This window comes from Fictibacillus sp. 7GRE50 (genome assembly GCF_015903875.1).
GTDB classification, from domain to species: Bacteria; Bacillota; Bacilli; order Bacillales; family Fictibacillaceae; genus Fictibacillus; species Fictibacillus phosphorivorans.
On sequence record NZ_JACZDW010000005.1, the window covers coordinates 156833 to 173525 of the forward strand.

General features: G+C 40.7%; 16 protein-coding genes. 8 read left to right on the forward strand and 8 right to left on the reverse strand.

Annotated elements, in window-relative coordinates:
* Window positions 1-93: 93 nt before the first annotated feature.
* The 3 genes from IHV12_RS19320 to IHV12_RS19330 form a co-directional block, all read right to left on the reverse strand.
* Window positions 94-387: a DUF1259 domain-containing protein gene (locus IHV12_RS19320; protein ID WP_370568853.1), complete on the reverse strand. Its 294-nt coding sequence runs from the start codon at window positions 385-387 to the stop codon at window positions 94-96.
* Window positions 388-642: 255 nt separating this feature from the next.
* The gene (locus IHV12_RS19325) at window positions 643-1107 is read right to left on the reverse strand and encodes a GNAT family N-acetyltransferase (protein ID WP_197191936.1); all 465 of its coding nucleotides are present in this window, start codon (window positions 1105-1107) and stop codon (window positions 643-645) included.
* A gap of 79 nt (window positions 1108-1186) precedes the next feature.
* The gene (locus tag IHV12_RS19330) at window positions 1187-2092 is read right to left on the reverse strand and encodes a diacylglycerol kinase (protein ID WP_144704382.1); all 906 of its coding nucleotides are present in this window, start codon (window positions 2090-2092) and stop codon (window positions 1187-1189) included.
* Between the two features lie 367 nt (window positions 2093-2459).
* Between IHV12_RS19330 and IHV12_RS19335 the strand changes: the two genes are divergently transcribed.
* The 6 genes from IHV12_RS19335 to IHV12_RS19360 all read left to right on the forward strand — a co-directional run bounded on the left by IHV12_RS19335 (window position 2460) and on the right by IHV12_RS19360 (window position 7334).
* The gene (locus IHV12_RS19335; protein WP_197132279.1) at window positions 2460-2672 is read left to right on the forward strand and encodes a hypothetical protein; all 213 of its coding nucleotides are present in this window, start codon (window positions 2460-2462) and stop codon (window positions 2670-2672) included.
* 49 nt (window positions 2673-2721) lie between these two features.
* Window positions 2722-3552, forward strand: a complete 831-nt coding sequence (locus IHV12_RS19340) for a TIM barrel protein (protein WP_197191937.1) — start codon at window positions 2722-2724, stop codon at window positions 3550-3552.
* Window positions 3553-3681: 129 nt separating this feature from the next.
* Window positions 3682-4500: an ABC transporter permease subunit gene (locus IHV12_RS19345; protein ID WP_197132275.1), complete on the forward strand. Its 819-nt coding sequence runs from the start codon at window positions 3682-3684 to the stop codon at window positions 4498-4500.
* Window positions 4497-5417, forward strand: coding sequence for a hypothetical protein (locus IHV12_RS19350; RefSeq protein ID WP_197191938.1), 921 nt, complete (start codon window positions 4497-4499; stop codon window positions 5415-5417). The genes IHV12_RS19345 and IHV12_RS19350 overlap by 4 nt, the downstream gene beginning before the upstream one ends.
* Window positions 5418-5431: 14 nt before the next feature.
* The gene (locus IHV12_RS19355) at window positions 5432-6412 is read left to right on the forward strand and encodes an ABC transporter ATP-binding protein (protein ID WP_197191939.1); all 981 of its coding nucleotides are present in this window, start codon (window positions 5432-5434) and stop codon (window positions 6410-6412) included.
* Window positions 6405-7334, forward strand: a complete 930-nt coding sequence (locus IHV12_RS19360; protein WP_231620808.1) for an ABC transporter ATP-binding protein — start codon at window positions 6405-6407, stop codon at window positions 7332-7334. Before IHV12_RS19355 ends, IHV12_RS19360 begins: the two co-directional genes overlap by 8 nt.
* Window positions 7335-7385: 51 nt before the next feature.
* Here IHV12_RS19360 and IHV12_RS19365 read toward each other — a convergent pair whose 3' ends face one another.
* The gene (locus IHV12_RS19365) at window positions 7386-7880 is read right to left on the reverse strand and encodes a hypothetical protein (RefSeq protein ID WP_197191940.1); all 495 of its coding nucleotides are present in this window, start codon (window positions 7878-7880) and stop codon (window positions 7386-7388) included.
* A gap of 102 nt (window positions 7881-7982) precedes the next feature.
* Here IHV12_RS19365 and IHV12_RS19370 point away from each other — a divergent pair, with 102 nt between their 5' ends.
* Entirely contained in the window at window positions 7983-8945 is a 963-nt protein-coding gene (locus IHV12_RS19370; RefSeq protein ID WP_197191941.1) for a hypothetical protein, read from the forward strand.
* A 72-nt stretch (window positions 8946-9017) separates the two neighbouring features.
* Here the strand turns inward: IHV12_RS19370 and IHV12_RS19375 are convergent, their stop codons facing one another.
* On the reverse strand, window positions 9018-12101 hold the full coding sequence (locus IHV12_RS19375) for an efflux RND transporter permease subunit (protein WP_197191942.1): 3084 nt from the start codon (window positions 12099-12101) through the stop codon (window positions 9018-9020).
* Window positions 12102-12194: 93 nt separating this feature from the next.
* Here IHV12_RS19375 and IHV12_RS19380 point away from each other — a divergent pair, with 93 nt between their 5' ends.
* Window positions 12195-13028: a TetR/AcrR family transcriptional regulator gene (locus tag IHV12_RS19380; protein WP_197191943.1), complete on the forward strand. Its 834-nt coding sequence runs from the start codon at window positions 12195-12197 to the stop codon at window positions 13026-13028.
* A 310-nt stretch (window positions 13029-13338) separates the two neighbouring features.
* On the opposite strand, the gene gatB is transcribed toward IHV12_RS19380, so the two are convergent.
* From gatB to gatC, 3 genes are read right to left on the reverse strand one after another with little or no spacing between them, the layout of a single operon-like run.
* Entirely contained in the window at window positions 13339-14769 is a 1431-nt protein-coding gene (gatB, locus tag IHV12_RS19385; protein ID WP_197191944.1) for an Asp-tRNA(Asn)/Glu-tRNA(Gln) amidotransferase subunit GatB, read from the reverse strand.
* Window positions 14770-14781: 12 nt separating this feature from the next.
* Complete coding sequence (gene gatA, locus IHV12_RS19390) at window positions 14782-16239, reverse strand: Asp-tRNA(Asn)/Glu-tRNA(Gln) amidotransferase subunit GatA (protein ID WP_197191945.1); 1458 nt, start codon at window positions 16237-16239, stop codon at window positions 14782-14784.
* A gap of 15 nt (window positions 16240-16254) precedes the next feature.
* A complete protein-coding gene (gene gatC, locus IHV12_RS19395; protein WP_066390841.1) occupies window positions 16255-16545 on the reverse strand; it encodes an Asp-tRNA(Asn)/Glu-tRNA(Gln) amidotransferase subunit GatC in 291 nt (96 codons plus the stop codon).
* Window positions 16546-16693 lie beyond the last annotated feature (148 nt).

Here is a 16693-nt window from a genome sequence, read left to right on the forward strand (position 1 = left end):
ATGCTTTTCTGATTGTAGCATAACTGTTAGTGGACACCAAATGCTTACATAAAAAAACGGACCACCTATATGTGGCCCAGACGTAAGAATTTTTTAAGAAGAAGGGTAACTCGATAAATAAGAAAAAGAACGGCTTACCTTTTGAGCAAAATTTAAAGGCGGTTCGACGGATTGAACATGCATGTACATAATCTGCGGATTAACGTATAGCCAGTGATTATGAAGCGCACTTACAATGAGCCCCTGCTGAACAACGGCATACATAAAACGTGGTATTTCTTCCTGTAGAACAGCAATTTCTAATAGGTTCAAAGCATTTCCGCTTTGATCCAAAGACTCAAACGATATCCCTACTGGAAGTACCGCTTTACTTGATTTTCCTTGCACAGTAGCTTAAAACGTTCGGTGCAGGGAGACTGAACAAACACCTTGGTGATTTTGTGAACGACCATTTAATATTTTGGCAAACTGCTCACACAGATTCTGGTTGCTATCCATCTTCTAAAAACTCCTTTGGAAGAAAAGGAATATGAAATAGAGCGTTATGCCCCCTGAAATCTATTTTACTTTTCAACTTACAAAGCTATGACAGGTCTTTTTATGATTAAATAGATGTCTTTTATGGACAGCTGTATCATTAAATTAGCATCCGTACTCCATTTTGATAAACTCAAATTCACTACCGTTTGTAGCTTGCATAAAAGTCTTAATTTCTTTAAAACCCATTTTTCCATAAACGTTTATCGCTCTTTGATTAAATGTCGCTACAGATAATGTTATTTTTTTTGGTTTGTATTCACTTTTCACAAACTCTATTCCTGATTTCAGAAATTTGAAGCCTATACCTTTACCCGTTAAGTCTGGTCTCATTCCTAAACCAATATCATATATCCGTTCATCTGCTTTATTCACGCTAAAAAAACCAATTAGTTCATTATTATTAAGGACTGAATACACAGATTCCCCTCTCTTTTCTTGGTTAATAAATTCTGCTAAATCATCTCTATCTGACTCCATATTATAGAATGAATACTCTCCATCATAGTGCCATTGAAACGCAATCTCCTCAGCTTGTTCTTGAGTCATAACCTGAAATAGGTAAGTCATAAACATCTCCCGTTACTCATTTTTTAATAAAAAAGAACACTCAGCAGATTTTGCTTCAGTGTTCTTTGACATGGTTGGTTTAAGGTTTAAGTCGCTCTTTTGGTACAAGCAATTCAAAATGATGGTGTAGATTTTCAAACTCACCTGGAAGGATGCCTCCTAGCTCTCCATCTAGGTTGATCTGCATCTTTTCACGAGGCGTTACTTTTACACGCTTCGCCTTCTTGTAGATCACATGATCATCATGAATGTGTTCCCCACGGATCGCAAGAGATGCAATACGTACAAATTCTGCAAGATTCGTTTTCTTTAAGATGATTACATCAAAAAGACCGTCATGGAATTCTGATGATGGAGCAAGTTTCTCAAAGCCTCCAACTGAATTTGTGTTAGCTACTAAGAAGAGCATGATCTCGCCTTCATATTTTTCTTTATCATCGAATTCGATCTCAACAAATGTAGGACGAATCGACGGCAACATCTCGATTCCTTTTAAGAAATAAGCCAGCTGTCCGATCATCGTCTTCAGCTTGCTTGGCACTTCATACGTTAGCTCTGTTATACGACCGCCACCTGCGATGTTGATGAAGAATCTGTCGTTTACTTTACCGATATCAACAGGCATATGTACACCACCGCATAGAACGTCACAAGCTCCTTCAATCGTGCGCGGCACACCTACTGCACGTGCAAAGTCATTCGTAGTTCCCGCTGGAATGATTCCTAGCATGGGGCGATCTTCAAGTCCTGCTAATCCATTGACCACTTCATAGATCGTTCCGTCTCCACCAGCTGCGATAACGAGGTCGAAACCTCTTTCCCCTGCTGCACGTGCAGCGCGAGTCGCGCAACCTTCTTCGGGTGTTGTTGCATGACATGACGTTTCATAACCTGCATTTTCAAGTCTGTCTAGAATATAAGGAAGCTGTTTTTTTACCGTTTCTCTTCCCGAACTTGGATTATATATTAGTCGAGCTCGTTTCATATCTTTCACCTTCATTGTTTGACTTCTTTTAAAAGTTTTAACCTAAATTTGTTTGTTGTATAACTGCAAAAAACAGCCCACTGCCGGACTGCTTCTGTCAATTCCTCTTATATTATAGTGATACCTGTCTTAAATTGCAAAGCAGTTATCTCCCAGTATGTGTTAAAATTGTGTCTAAATTGTAGGGGGTCTGTCCCGGGGTCAGACCCCGGGACAGACCCCTTAAAGGATTTCTTACATTTTTTGTAGAATTATACAATTAAAGCAGCTTAGGGCCTGGACAAGCTTCATCTCTTTCTTGATTCGCATATATAAGGAATAACAACATACGGTAACGAGTAACAACACAATTTAAGGAGGTGCTTCTATGTTTTGGCTATACATTTTAGGACCTATCGCCGCGGTGACTTTACTAGCCGCAATCGTCAACTGGAGAACAAGGCTAAAGTACAGAAGGTATAACTACAAATACGAGCTTGAAGAGCATGTTAGTGATCAAAACAAGATCAATAATGCAGCAGCCTGGAACGCATCCCAACATAATCACCACTCGGGTGGTAGCGGTGGTGGAGGATTTTAAAAGACAGGATCTCATTTCCTGTCTTTTTTATATTATCTAGGAGGTTAAGATGACACATACAATCGGCATTTCTGGCAGTACCATCATGTCTGATGAAACAAAATTCAACGATCTGTTTCGAGTTCATGAACAGATCACACATATTGAGATTGGAGAATTCGAAAATGAAGATGCCTTTCAAAGGTTTCTATTACTTCTAAAGAATAGCAACAAAACCTTTGGCATCCACTCTCCCATCTATAGAAACGGAAGTAAATATGATTTATTAGCGAAGTTTCAATATACACCTGAACAAGCATGGACCTTGTTCGAAAAGGAAATTCAGCGTCTCGTTGAAATAGGCGCTCAGTATATCCTTGTTCATTTCCCTTATTTTCAAGGCTGCGCCCTTAATCCCGATACGTTAATTGAGCAGGGTCTGAAACGATTATCTGAACTACAGCAAACATACAACTTGCCGATCATCTGCGAACCAAAGCTCGGATTGGATAAATCGCCGAAAGGAATACAGTACCTAAATGCTTTTCCTATCACAGTATGGGAAAAATACGGACTGAAGCTGTGCATCGATATTGGTGATTACCTATTAGCTGCAGATGAAAAGGCTCTAAACATGATTCAGAAGTGGAAAGATCACATTAAAGTTGTCCATCTACACAACATTGAATATCTGGATGACAAATACATATGGGTTCCTATCCATCCATCACATGAAGAAGACGGACAACATTATTCCCTTAAGGAAATTCTCCACGTTTTATCAAGTTACCCCGATCTTGTTTGGATACTTGAACATACACCGCACTCAAATCCTTCTGAAACATTTATTCAAGAAGGAATCGACTGGTTGGCAAAAGAGGTTTTACTGAAAAAATACTGATGATTTCCATTCAGTATTTTTTTGTTGGAAATTTAATACATAACGCTATTCAAAAGACATGTCAATTCGTTTACAATTATTACATACAGATTATTCTGTCAACTACAGCTACAAAAAGAGGTGTAATAAATGAACTTTTCATTTACAAGTTATCTGAAGAGGCTTCGGTCGATCTTAATCGGCGTTTTGATCATCAGTTTTCTTCCTTCTATCTTCTTTGGCATCGCACCACTTCAAAGCATGAAGCTTTGGGAGTACACCATCGAGAATCGAAAATATAGTCTATTTCCGGATATTTTTGATAAGTTTTTTTACTCGATGACGATTTTCTTTACAGCACTACTCCTAGGTCTCCTAGTAGCGTTATTGCTGACGTTCTTAGCGACACTGCTGCCAAGACCATTAAAACGCGCTGTCTATGGATTTTTAACACTATTAGAATCATTACCCGATCTTTTTATCGTTATCGCGCTACAAGTTTCAGCAGTATATATCTTTAAGAAGACTGGATTATTAATCGCGAACGTTTCCGGCGTCTACGACAACCGCATCTACTTTTTTCCGATTCTAACACTCTCTGTCCTGCCAACGATTCAACTCTTTAAGATTACCTTTCTACTAATGAAAGAAGAGCAAAACAAACCATACATAACCGTAGCACGAGCGATGGGACTCGGAAACCTCTACATCACGCTCAATCATGTGTTCCGTAATATTATGACGAGTCTCTTTCAATATTCCAAGACCATCTTTGTTTTCATGCTTTCGAACTTATTCATTCTAGAATACGTCTTTAACTTGAACGGAATCATGACCATCATGCTGAACACGCAAGGTGTTTCATTTATCATAACGGTCTTGTTTATCGCGATTCCTTTCTCTTTTCTGTTCGAGGTCATGGAATCATACCGCGGAGGCTTAAACGTTCAAAAGGAGGATGCAGCATGATCGTTCGATTGCTTAAACAGCCGCAATTCTTAATCGGATTTCTATTTATCGTGAGTTTAATTTTATTAAGCTTTATTTATCCATCTCTCATGGATGTTCAAAAGGAATCTAAGTTTTTATATGACGAGAATGAAGTCATCGTTGGTGTTGCTCCTTTCTCACCGAAAGACATGCCTCCTTTTGGAACGGATATGAACGGAAAGCACTTATTGTATCTTGTTTTAGAAGGTGCAAAGTATACAATCCTAATCACTTTAGTCATCGCTTTTCTTAGAATTTTCTTCGCCCTTTTCTTTTCCTTGTTTCATAGAAAATCGAAGAGTACGTTCTTTGACGATATCGTACAAGCTACACTCTATATTCCAACTGCTATCTTAGCTTATATGTTCATGGTTCCGCTCTTTGTAAAAGATGCCACTGAGCCGATGGGCATGATGAATCTGATTATCGTGCAGTGCTTGATTCTCGTTGGTATTGGTGTACCGCCTCTAGTATCAACGTTTTCTGAAGAGATACGCTCTATCCTAGCAAAAGACTATATTGTTAGCACCTTTTCATTAGGATCGAAAAAGCCATATGTCTATTACAAGCATGTCCTGCCTGAACTGAGCTCAAAACTCCTGCTTTTATTTGCTCAGCAAGCCATTCAAACATTAATTTTGTTAGCACACTTAGGTGTTCTTGCTGTTTTTATCGGTGGATCAAAAACTGTGATGATGGGTGATATCTTTAACTTAACGCCAGCTACCATATCATTAAGCGGCGAATGGGCTGGTATCATCGGCCAATCATATCAGAAGCTCTTAACGGCTCCTTGGATTATTTTAGTGCCACTATCATTCTTTGCTTTTACGATTTTCTCGATCAATCTCATGATACAAGGTATACAGAACAGCCTCGAATCCAACAAATCATAAGTGAGGTGTGAAACATGTCTAACAGACTTTTAGAAATAAACAATCTAAACATAGCTTTCGGCAGTGGAAAGAACGTATTTAATGCGGTTACTGATTTAAGTCTCTCCGTCAGTAAAGGACAGACTGCCGCTCTTATCGGCGAATCAGGTTCTGGAAAAAGTATCACTTCTCTTTCCGTGTTAAAACTTCTACCAGCCAATGGTCGAGCAGAGTCAGGATCGATCCGTTTTGACGATAAAGAAATTTTGCAGATGACAGAAAAAGAGATGCAAAAAATAAGAGGCAACGAGATCTCCATGATCTTTCAGGACGCGATTGCCTCACTGAATCCTGCTATGAAAGTGGGGATTCAGATCACAGAAGGCTTGAAATATCATAAACAGATAGCAAAATCAGAGCTTAGAACCGTGGCACTCTCTCTTCTCGAACAAGTAGGTTTTCATAATCCTGCACACATATTTGATCAATATCCCTCTCAGCTATCAGGAGGCATGAAACAACGTATCTTAATTGCAATGGCCATATCCTGTAGACCTAAACTGATAATTGCGGATGAACCAACGACCGCGTTAGACGTAACGATTCAAAGGCAGGTATTGGATTTGATCGCTGATTATAAAATACGTGAAGACGCTTCTGTTTTAATGATCACACATGATTTTGGTGTAGTGGCAGAATATGCTGACTGGGTGTATGTCATGTTTGGAGGAAGAATCGTAGAATCAGGAGATGTGTTTACGATCTTTAATAATCCCATCCACCCTTATACAAAAGGCTTGATCGGCTGCATTCCAAGTTTGGAGAGCGAGAGCGAGCGTTTAAAGAGCGTTTACGATTATTCGTTTGAAGAAGCAGGATATAAGGGAAGAAAATTCGCACCAGAGACTTATTCCATGGAAAGCAAAGTTTATCATGCTCCGTCTTCACTTATCGAAGTGGAACCTGGGCATTATGTTCGTCTTTTTGATGAGAGCGAGGTGACGATCGTTGGATAAACACTTGATAACCATCCAAAACCTTTCTAAGTATTTTATGACGAAGACAGGAATCCATAAAGCAATCGATGGAATAACTCTCGATATTTTTAAAGGCGAAACATTAGGTATTGTTGGGGAGTCTGGATCTGGTAAGACGACCCTTGGCCGAACGATCATGCGATTGTATGAACCCGAGCACGGAAACATTACGTTTGATGGTCTGGACATCACACATATGCCCGAAAAAAAGTTGCGGCCATACCGTAAAGAATTTCAGATGATCTTTCAAAATCCTTATGAATCACTCAGCCCTCGTCTAACGGTCGGGGAAATTTTAGAAGAACCGCTTGTTATTCAGAGGATGTTAAGTAAAGAAGAGCGTACGAAGAAAGCTTACAATCTATTAGAAAAAGTCGGATTGCCGAAGACTTCTTATCTAAAAAAGATCCACGAGTTCTCCGGTGGGCAGCGTCAGCGGATTGGAATCGCTCGTGCATTGATGCTAGATCCTAAGTTTATTATTGCAGATGAACCCGTATCAGCGCTCGATGTATCTGTTCAAGCACAAGTGTTGAATCTATTAAAAGATCTTCAGTCCGAACTAGATCTAACCTGTTTGTTCATCTCACATGATCTTGGCGTTGTTCATTATATGAGTGATCGAGTTGCCGTCATGTACCTTGGCCATCTGATCGAATTGGCCCCAAAAGATGAATTGTACCGAAATCCGATCCATCCTTATACGAAATCTCTTTTATCATCCATTCCGATTGCAGATCCTGAGCGTCGAAATGCATACAGAGAACCTATCATTCTGCCAGATAAACCGCTCTATCCGCCACAGTTGATTCATGTTGGTAACGATCATTACGTATCTGCGAACATGATCAATATTAAAGAGTTTGAGATTGAGAATAATAGAAACCTCATTCGTAATTGAGCAAATGAAAAGAGACTGCTTTCTAAGCAGTCTCCCTTTTAAACTGAATAATTATTTTCGCAAAATCACAAACATACTCACGCTCATTGCTCCTATAGTAAAAATAGACGCAATGATCACACCAATCCATACCATGAATAGATCGTCTCCTGGATAAGCGGGTTCAAGTGTTGCATAATACCAAAAAATCCACCCTAAGAAAAAGAGAAAAAACGTGCTTCCGATGAACGCCATCCTCACTTTATCCTTCCACGATCCTCTCCACCCTTTAGAAAATAGCATCCACGTAAAAAGACTTAGCGGGATGCACATCAATAACCCCGCTATAGCACCATAAGGTAGAAAGAAGAGGATTACAATAGCTAGGGTGAATAGTGCTGCGTTCGCCACGAATAATGTTATACCTGCTTGCCAGTAGTTCGTACTTAAAGAACGACTCTTCAATTTATGGGTAATGTTTCTTACAATCCCAACAGAGGCAATATCTCTTTGTTTTGTTATGAGGATTAACGTAAAAACAATTCCTGCTAACAATAAAACCGTCAAAATAACACCCACTTTGTTACAATAAATTCATCTTATATTATCATTAAAGTAGAGAACTAGAATATAGCTATTTGGTAGGAGACGTAAAAGGAGGCGCCATAGATGTTTAAACTATTTTTTTTATTTTTCGCCATAGTCGTAATCGCTCCCCTAGTTATTAAATTCACCACTAAACCGAATTATCAAAAGGTGGCAGAAGAAACTGAACTGCCACCAAACTTAGGGATTCGCGAAGATCTACATTTACAAAAAAGTGTAAGAAACATGGAGAAAGCTCTCCCTCGTGAGTTTAAAGAAAAAATAAAACGCAGGTATCTTTCAGAGCACCCAAAGGCAACAGAAGCCTACTTTGAAGTTGTATATTATGAGCTCCAACGCTTCTTTATCATGTGTTCACTTTTAAATAATGTACCGATGTTCAGTAAAAAGGTGGATGACATCTGGCACGAGATGCTGATGTATACGAAGGAGTATGAAAAATTTTCTGCTGAACTATGCGGTGAGCATATTCATCATGCTCCGAATGATGTTGTAGAACCCGATCCACATGGGAGAGCTTGGTTTGATCTTTTGTATTCAAAGCTGTTTACGTTTACCGATTTCACACATATCGCTTGGGGTAGTTTCTTTCAAAATCCACTTCACTACGGATTTTTGCAGGAGCTAAACGCACTAACTATTGAAGAGTTAAATAAAAAATACTTTAGAGAAACAGCAGATAAAGATACTGTTACAGCTCTGCTTACAAAAATTAAAGGAGATATAAAACGTGTATCTCATGATAAAAATCCTTATACAGGATTAAAGGTTTCACCACACTCAATAGATAGTGCACCGATCTTAGCTGGTGCGATGCTTTATTATTCCTATCATCATTATGAAGACTATGACATGCACATGGCAAAATTGAGTCCCGCTTCTAACTATTACTCAGGCAACACAACAGCTTGCGGAAGTGGGTGTGGCAACCACCGTGACGACAATGGCGGACATGATAGCAGCTGTAGCAGTGACAGCGGGAGTAGCTGTGGAAGCAGTTGCGGCAGTGGATGCGGAAGTAGTTGATGCGATAAGTATTCTGCTTTAAATATAAAAAGCCCTGCAAGTGACTCAACATCACACTGCAGGGCTTTCTTCTTAATTCTCTTCTACTTCTTTACGATTCTTTTTAAAGATTTTGGAGAGAACTTCATATACAATTGGCACGATGATCAGCGTCAATAGTGTAGAACTCGCTAAACCGCCGATTACGGTAACGCCGAGACCTTTCGAGATCAGTCCTCCACCACCTGAGCCGACTGCCAACGGAATCAATGCTCCGATTGTAGCAATAGCTGTCATCAAGATCGGACGAAGACGTGTAGCACCCGCCTCTAGAATCGCATCACGCATATTCATTCCTTCACGTTCCATATGAATGATTCGGTCTACGAGTACGATGGCATTTGTTACAACGATACCAATCAACATCAGAAGCCCCATCATTACGGATACTGAGATGGTTTCACCTGCAATCAATAGACCTACAAATGAACCGATCACAGCAAATGGTAGTGAGAACAAGATCGCAAACGGCGCGACACCTTCACGGAATGTTACGACGAGTATGAAATACACGATTGCGATCGCCGCAAGCATTGCAGCTCCAAGCTGTGTAAAGGTTTCGTTCATATCAGCCTGAACACCCGCCACTCCAACTGTAACTCCTTTTGGCATATCCAGTTTATCGATGTCTTTTTGGACTTCCGAAGTTGCTTTAGACATATCATCGCCAATTGCCTTACCAGACACGGTAGCATAATACTCCCCTTTACTTCGTGCAAGGGTATTAAGCGTCGTTCCTTTTTCAACCGTAACGAGCTCAGATAACGGCATTGTCGTGCCAAGAGCTGTTGGAACCTGTCTTGCTAAAATATCGTCTACGGACTTAGGTTGTTTCGTTTGCTCCTGCTGAACGATAACGTCTAGTGTATCTCCGTCTTTTTCAATCGTCGTTAAGACTTCATCCGCTTTCATCGGATTCAGCATCATCACGATCTGACCTGTTGTTAGTCCGTATTTTAGAATCTCATTTTGATCGACGTTAAACGTATGCTCGACGAACGCATCCTTTGCGCTTGACGAAACATCTTCTAATTGATCGTTCTTGTTCATGGCTTCTTCTGCCATCTTCACCGCTTTATTGAGTTTATTCAGATCTTCACTGTAGAACGTATAGCTGACTTCGTTTTCAGCTCCTGTTGATGCAGCGAAGTTCTGACTCTTCCATTCTCCTGATTGACCAAGGTCAGCGACATAGTCTTCTATTTCATCCCGCACTTCTGGGAAGTTCTCCATTTCCGGATCAAAGATGAGGTACATGAGTGCCCCGCCTTCTCCGCCGCCGGCCATAGCCATCATCGGATCTGCGTTATCTGATACAGAGATTTGAACGATATCAATATAATCGCGTTTTAGCATCTTCTCTTCTAGAGCTTCAACGTTTTTCAATGTTTCTTCTTTAAGCTCACCGGCTTTTGGTGTGTATGTTAAATACATAACTTTGTCTTCTTCACTGCCCATGAAGCTGAAACCAATAATAGGCGTTAAAGCTAAACTTCCTGCAAGTAAGAGAACGGCCAGGATAGAAGTGATAACTTTATGATTAAGAGATTTATTAAGAATCCCTCTATACCATTTTGCTAATTTACCCGTTTCCTTATGGCTGCTTTCTGTCTTTTCGCTATACAGCTTCTTTTTAAACAAAAAGTGTGACAACGCTGGAACGATTGTTATAGCAACAATGAGTGATGCTCCAAGCGCAAATGTCATCGTTAACGCGAACGGCGCGAACAGTTCGCCTACCATACCACCCACAAAGATAAGCGGAGCGAACACCGCAACCGTTACGAGTGTGGAAGAAAGGATCGGCTTAAACATCTCAATTGTCGCTTCTCTAATTAACGCACGTCCGTTTAATTTTTCTTCTTTCAAATGCAAACGTCGATAAATATTTTCGACAACAACGATTGAGTCATCGATTACACGGCCGATCGCAACCGTAATCGCCCCTAGTGTCATGATGTTCAACGTTATATCCATCCAGTTGAGCACAAGTAGCGCCATAAAGATGGAAACCGGAATAGAGATGATTGAGATAATTGTTGATTTAAAATCACGAAGGAATAACAGAATGATCAGTACCGCGATCAAACCACCAAACAAAGCTTTTTCAATCATGGTTGCGACTGAATCTTCAATTGGTTTTCCTTGGTCGAGTGACACATCAATAACTAGACCGTCTACTTTAGATTTCTCTTCTTTAATCAGCTCTTTTACACCATTTACAACATCAACCGTGTTGGCTTGCTGTTCTTTTACGATTTGAATGGCGATCGCTTCATCTCCGTTTGTTCGGGAGACAGATTCCACTTTACCTACCGTTTTAATATCAGCAATCTCACTAAGCTTTACAAAAGGTGTTGGGTTAGTTGCAGATGGTGTTACCGGGATCATCATGTACTTCAGTTCATCTGAAGTCATGAACTTTCCATCAACGGCAACTGCTTCTTCCCCTTTTTCAAACTCATACAATCCTAATGAAACAGCCATGTTGCTTGCTTGAATCATTTCTTTTACTTTATCTTCTGTTAGATCAAACTGTTTCAACTTATCTTTTTTATATGTAAGATCTACCTCTTCGATATGCTGACCCGTAATCTTAGCGGATGCCACACCATCGATTTTCTCGATCTTAGGAAGAATGATCTCTTCAACCGTTGATGTTAATTCAACGATATCCTCTTTCGTACTACTTACACTAAGTGCCGCAACAGGCATCATATTCATACTGATTGCTGTCACAGTCGGTTCCTCAGCTGTTTCTGGCAATTCGACTGCATCTAGTGCAGATTGGAGCTCACGCTTTGCTTCGTCCATGTCTATCCCGTATTCATATTCCACTTGGAGATTAGACATGTTTGAATAAGAATTTGAATAAACGGCTTTAACATCTTCAAGCCCTTCAACCGCTTTCTCGATCGGCATCGATACGTCTTCCATTACTTTCTCTGGCGTAGCTCCAGGATAAACGTCCATCACCATCAAGTAAGGAATCGAAACATCCGGAATCGTTTCCATATTCATACGTGTTCCTGAATAAATACCTGAGACTGTTATAATAATGGTAAGCAGCCATACAGCTAATTTATTCATTAAGACAAAATTAACTAAACCTTTCATTCATCCACCAACCCCTAATTGACTTATCCAACTCAATTATTTATACTAATGACTGATTGGTCATTTGTCAATGAATTACTTAGGAGCGATACAATGAGTAAGAAACAACTAATTATGGAGAGTGCCCTCGAACTATTTGCACAGCAAGGGTTTGATGCCACATCAGTCCAACAAATTACTGAACACGCAGGCATCTCAAAGGGTGCATTTTATTTATCTTTTAAATCAAAAGACGAACTGATCAACGGTCTGATCGACCATTTTATGCTGAGTTTGATCTCAGATATTGACCAAGTAGTCAAAAATCACGAAACGGATGCTAATCTTTTATACGAATTTTATCAAGCTGCGTTTCATTCTTTTCAAAAGCATTCTGATTTTGCCAAAATTTTTATAAAAGAACAATCAAAAACACCGAATGAAGAGCTGATCTCAAAGATTCATCACTATGATAAACTCATCGATAACATCATATTAGGCATGTTAGACCGCATTTATAGCGAAGAGATCTCACAGACTCGTTATGATTTGATCTATTGTGTAAAAGGCTTTATTCATACGTATTCACATTTAATTCTGTTCTTTAACGTTCCGCTGGATCTTCATACATTGAGTCGCTCACTTGCGGAAAAAACAGCACTACTCGCCAAACATTCAGAAACGACGTTTATCACAGAAGAGCTTTACCACACGATTAATGAACCTTTTCATGTTCATGTAACAAAAGAACAGCTGCTAGAGATGGTAGAGCAAAAGATAGAGGAAGTGGATGATTCAACGTTAAAAGAATCATTGAATCTCCTGAAACAGCAGATGATTGAGCCGAGTCTCAGTCCTGCAATCGTAAAAGGATTAATCTTAAACCTGAATAACCACCCAGCATATAAGCAGATTGGTTATTTGATTCAGGATTGTCTGGAAGTATAGAGAAAACTCTTTGAAAGTGTTGATCTACGCTCCGGGACGCTCGCTTTCCTGGGGGTGTGCGGTGAGCCTCTTAGCGCTCTGCGCTTTTAAGAGTCTCACCTGTCCCACTGATCCCCAAGGAGTCTCGCACCCTACGCTCCAATCAACTTGTCAAAGTTGAGAATGAAATACAGTAATTCAAAGTAGATTTGTTTTAGAACTGCACTGTAACCCGATACACCCACCGTCTGAAGAACTCATTCCAAGAAACTATTAAAGGGTAAGGCAACCTCAATTGACTAGGTCGCCTTACCCTTTTTGAATACAAAATCTATCTCTTTTTAAGTTCTTCCACAATCAGCTTGTTTACAAGTGGAGGGTTTGCTTTCCCTTTTGTTTCTTTCATCACTTGTCCAACAAGGAATCCGACTGCTTTTTCTTTTCCGTCTTTATAATCCGCAACAGATTGCTCGTTCGCATCAAGGATCTTCACAACGATTTCGCGGATCGCTCCTTCGTCTGAGATCTGCACGAGACCTTTTTCTTTAACGATTTTCTCTGCCTCGCCACCGTTCTCGATCAACTCTTTGAAGACCGTCTTCGCGATTTTGTTAGAGATCGTTCCGTCTGCGATCAGCTTAATCATGCCAGCAAGACCTTCCGCTGTTAGTGCCGTTTGATCGAGCTCTTTATTTTCATTGTTTAAGTAAGCACTCACTTCACCCATGATCCAGTTGGATGCTTGCTTCGCATCTGCACCTGCTTTGATTGTCGCTTCAAAGAAATCAGCCATCTCTTTTGTCATCGTTAATACTTTTGCGTCATATTCAGGTAATTCGAAGTCACCGACATAACGCTTTTGACGAGCATCCGGAAGTTCTGGAATGTCCGCTTTCACACGATCCATCCATTCTTCATCGATAAAAATGGATACAAGATCAGGTTCTGGGAAGTAACGATAGTCGTCAGATCCTTCTTTTACACGCATCAGGATTGTCGTTTTCGTCGCTTCGTCATAGCGGCGAGTCTCTTGAAGAATCTCTCCTCCAGCTGAAACCACTTCACGCTGACGTTTCTCTTCATGCTCTAATCCTTTTTGTACGAAAGCAAACGAGTTTAAGTTTTTAAGCTCTGCCTTTGTTCCGAACTTCTCTTGACCAACCGGACGGATCGAGATGTTCGCGTCACAGCGCAACGAACCTTCTTCCATCTTACAGTCAGAAACACCTGTGTATTGAATGATCGCTTTAAGCTTTTCTAAATACGCGTAAGCTTCTTCAGGCGTACGAATATCTGGCTCAGAGACGATCTCAACAAGCGGGGTTCCTTGACGGTTTAAATCGACAAGTGATCCGTCTGCTGTATGAGTCAGCTTACCTGCATCCTCTTCCATATGGATACGCGTAATGCCGATTTTCTTTTTCTTTCCGCCAACTTCGATCTCAATCCAGCCATGTTCACCGATCGGCTTATCAAACTGTGACACTTGATAAGCTTTCGGATTGTCTGGATAAAAGTAGTTTTTGCGGTCAAATTTTGTTTCTTTATTGATTTCACAGTTAAGAGCAAGTGCGGCACGCATTGAAAAATCTACAGCTTGCTGGTTCACAACAGGCAACACGCCAGGATGTCCTAAGCAGATCGGACATACATTCGTGTTCGGCGGTGCACCAAAGTTTGTAGAACAGCCGCAGAAAATCTTAGTGTTCGTTTTTAATTCAACGTGTACTTCTAATCCAATTATCGTTTCAAATTCGCTCATTTTCTGCACCCCCTACAGCTTCGGCTTTTCTGTGTGATGATCTGTTGCTTGTTCAAACGCATGTGCTACGCGATAAATCGTGCTCTCATCAAAATGCTTACCGATGATCTGAAGTCCGATCGGCAGTCCATCTGAGAATCCACAAGGGACAGAGATCGCAGGCACACCAGCTAAGTTAACCGGAATCGTTAGAATATCGTTCATGTACATCGTTAACGGATCTTTCGTCATCGATCCACATTTAAACGATGCAGATGGCGTTGTTGGTCCGATGATCACATCGTATTTTTCAAAAATGTTCGTAAAGTCTTCTTTTATCAGCGTACGAACTTTTTGTGCTTTTTTATAATAAGCATCGTAGTATCCAGAGCTTAACGCGAACGTTCCAAGCATGATGCGGCGTTTTACTTCCTCACCAAAGCCTTCGCTTCTAGATTGCTTGTACATCTCGATCAAGTTCTCGCTGTTATCTGAACGCAGTCCGTAACGAACGCCATCAAAGCGTGAAAGGTTAGCAGAAGCTTCAGATGATGACAGCAAGTAGTACGTTGCAAGGGCATAACGAGAATGCGGCAGAGATACTTCTTCCCATGTCGCTCCAAGTCCTTCAAGTATTCTTAGAGCTTCCATCACGCGCTCTTTTACGCCAGGCTCTACACCTTCACCTAGGTATTCTTTTGGAACCGCAATCTTCAACCCTTTAACATCACCTGTAAAAGAAGCCAGGTAATCAGGGATATCCACTTTTGCAGAAGTTGAATCCATCGGGTCGTTCCCTGCAATGGCTTGCAGCAAGTATGCGTTGTCTTCAACGTTACGCGTTACAGGACCAATTTGATCCAGTGAAGACGCAAACGCGACTAAGCCGTAACGAGATACGAGTCCGTAAGTTGGCTTCAATCCAACAACACCACAGAAAGCAGCAGGCTGACGTATCGAGCCACCTGTATCAGAGCCTAGTGAGAAAAGAACTTCTCCCGCTGATACGGATGCTGCAGACGCGCCGGATGAACCTCCTGGTACACAAGAAAGATCCCACGGGTTGTGAGTTGGATGAAATCCGGAGTTCTCATTTGATGACCCCATCGCAAATTCATCCATGTTCAATTTTCCGATCGTGATCGTGTCCGCTTGATTCAAGCGTTCCACAACGGTTGCATCATAGATCGGTTCAAAGTTCTCTAAAATGCGAGACGCACATGTTGTACGAATCCCTTTTGTTACGATGTTATCCTTGATTCCGATCGGCATACCAAAGAGCAGTCCTCTGTCAGCACCGGAAACGAGCTTTTCATCTAATTGTTTAGCCTTAATGCGGCTGTATTCTTCATTTAGTGTTAAAAACGCCTTTACTTTATCATCTACTTGATGAATGCGGTCAAACGTCGCATCCACAATGTCAGTTACACTCAATTCTTTTGTATGTAATAACTGATGAAGTTCTGAGATCTTCTTATCTAAAATCGACATACGTGGTCTTTCCTCCTACTCCAAAATGTTCGGAACTTTAAACTGGCCATCTCTTTCTGAAGGCGCATTTTTCATCGCCTCATCCACTGAAACAGAATTTCTCACTTCGTCTTTGCGAAGGATATTCTTCAGCTCCAGAACGTGTGTAGTCGGCTCCACGTTATCTGTATCGAGTTCGTTCAGTTCTTCAGCAAACCCGATAATCTTATCTAATTGTTCAGTCAGCAATTCGGCTTCTTCCTCCGTAACCGCTAACCTGGCTAAATGCGCCACGTGCTTCACTTGATCTTTCGAAATTCGAGACAAGCTCGCCACCTCCAAGACTTTCTATACGAAAAGTATTATTCTGATGATAACAAAAAGCTTGCTGTATAAGCAACTTGAGGACGGAACATTCACGAAATTGAGTTATTTTTGTGGGATTTGTGTCCGGGATTGCACTTTTTTACGGTAC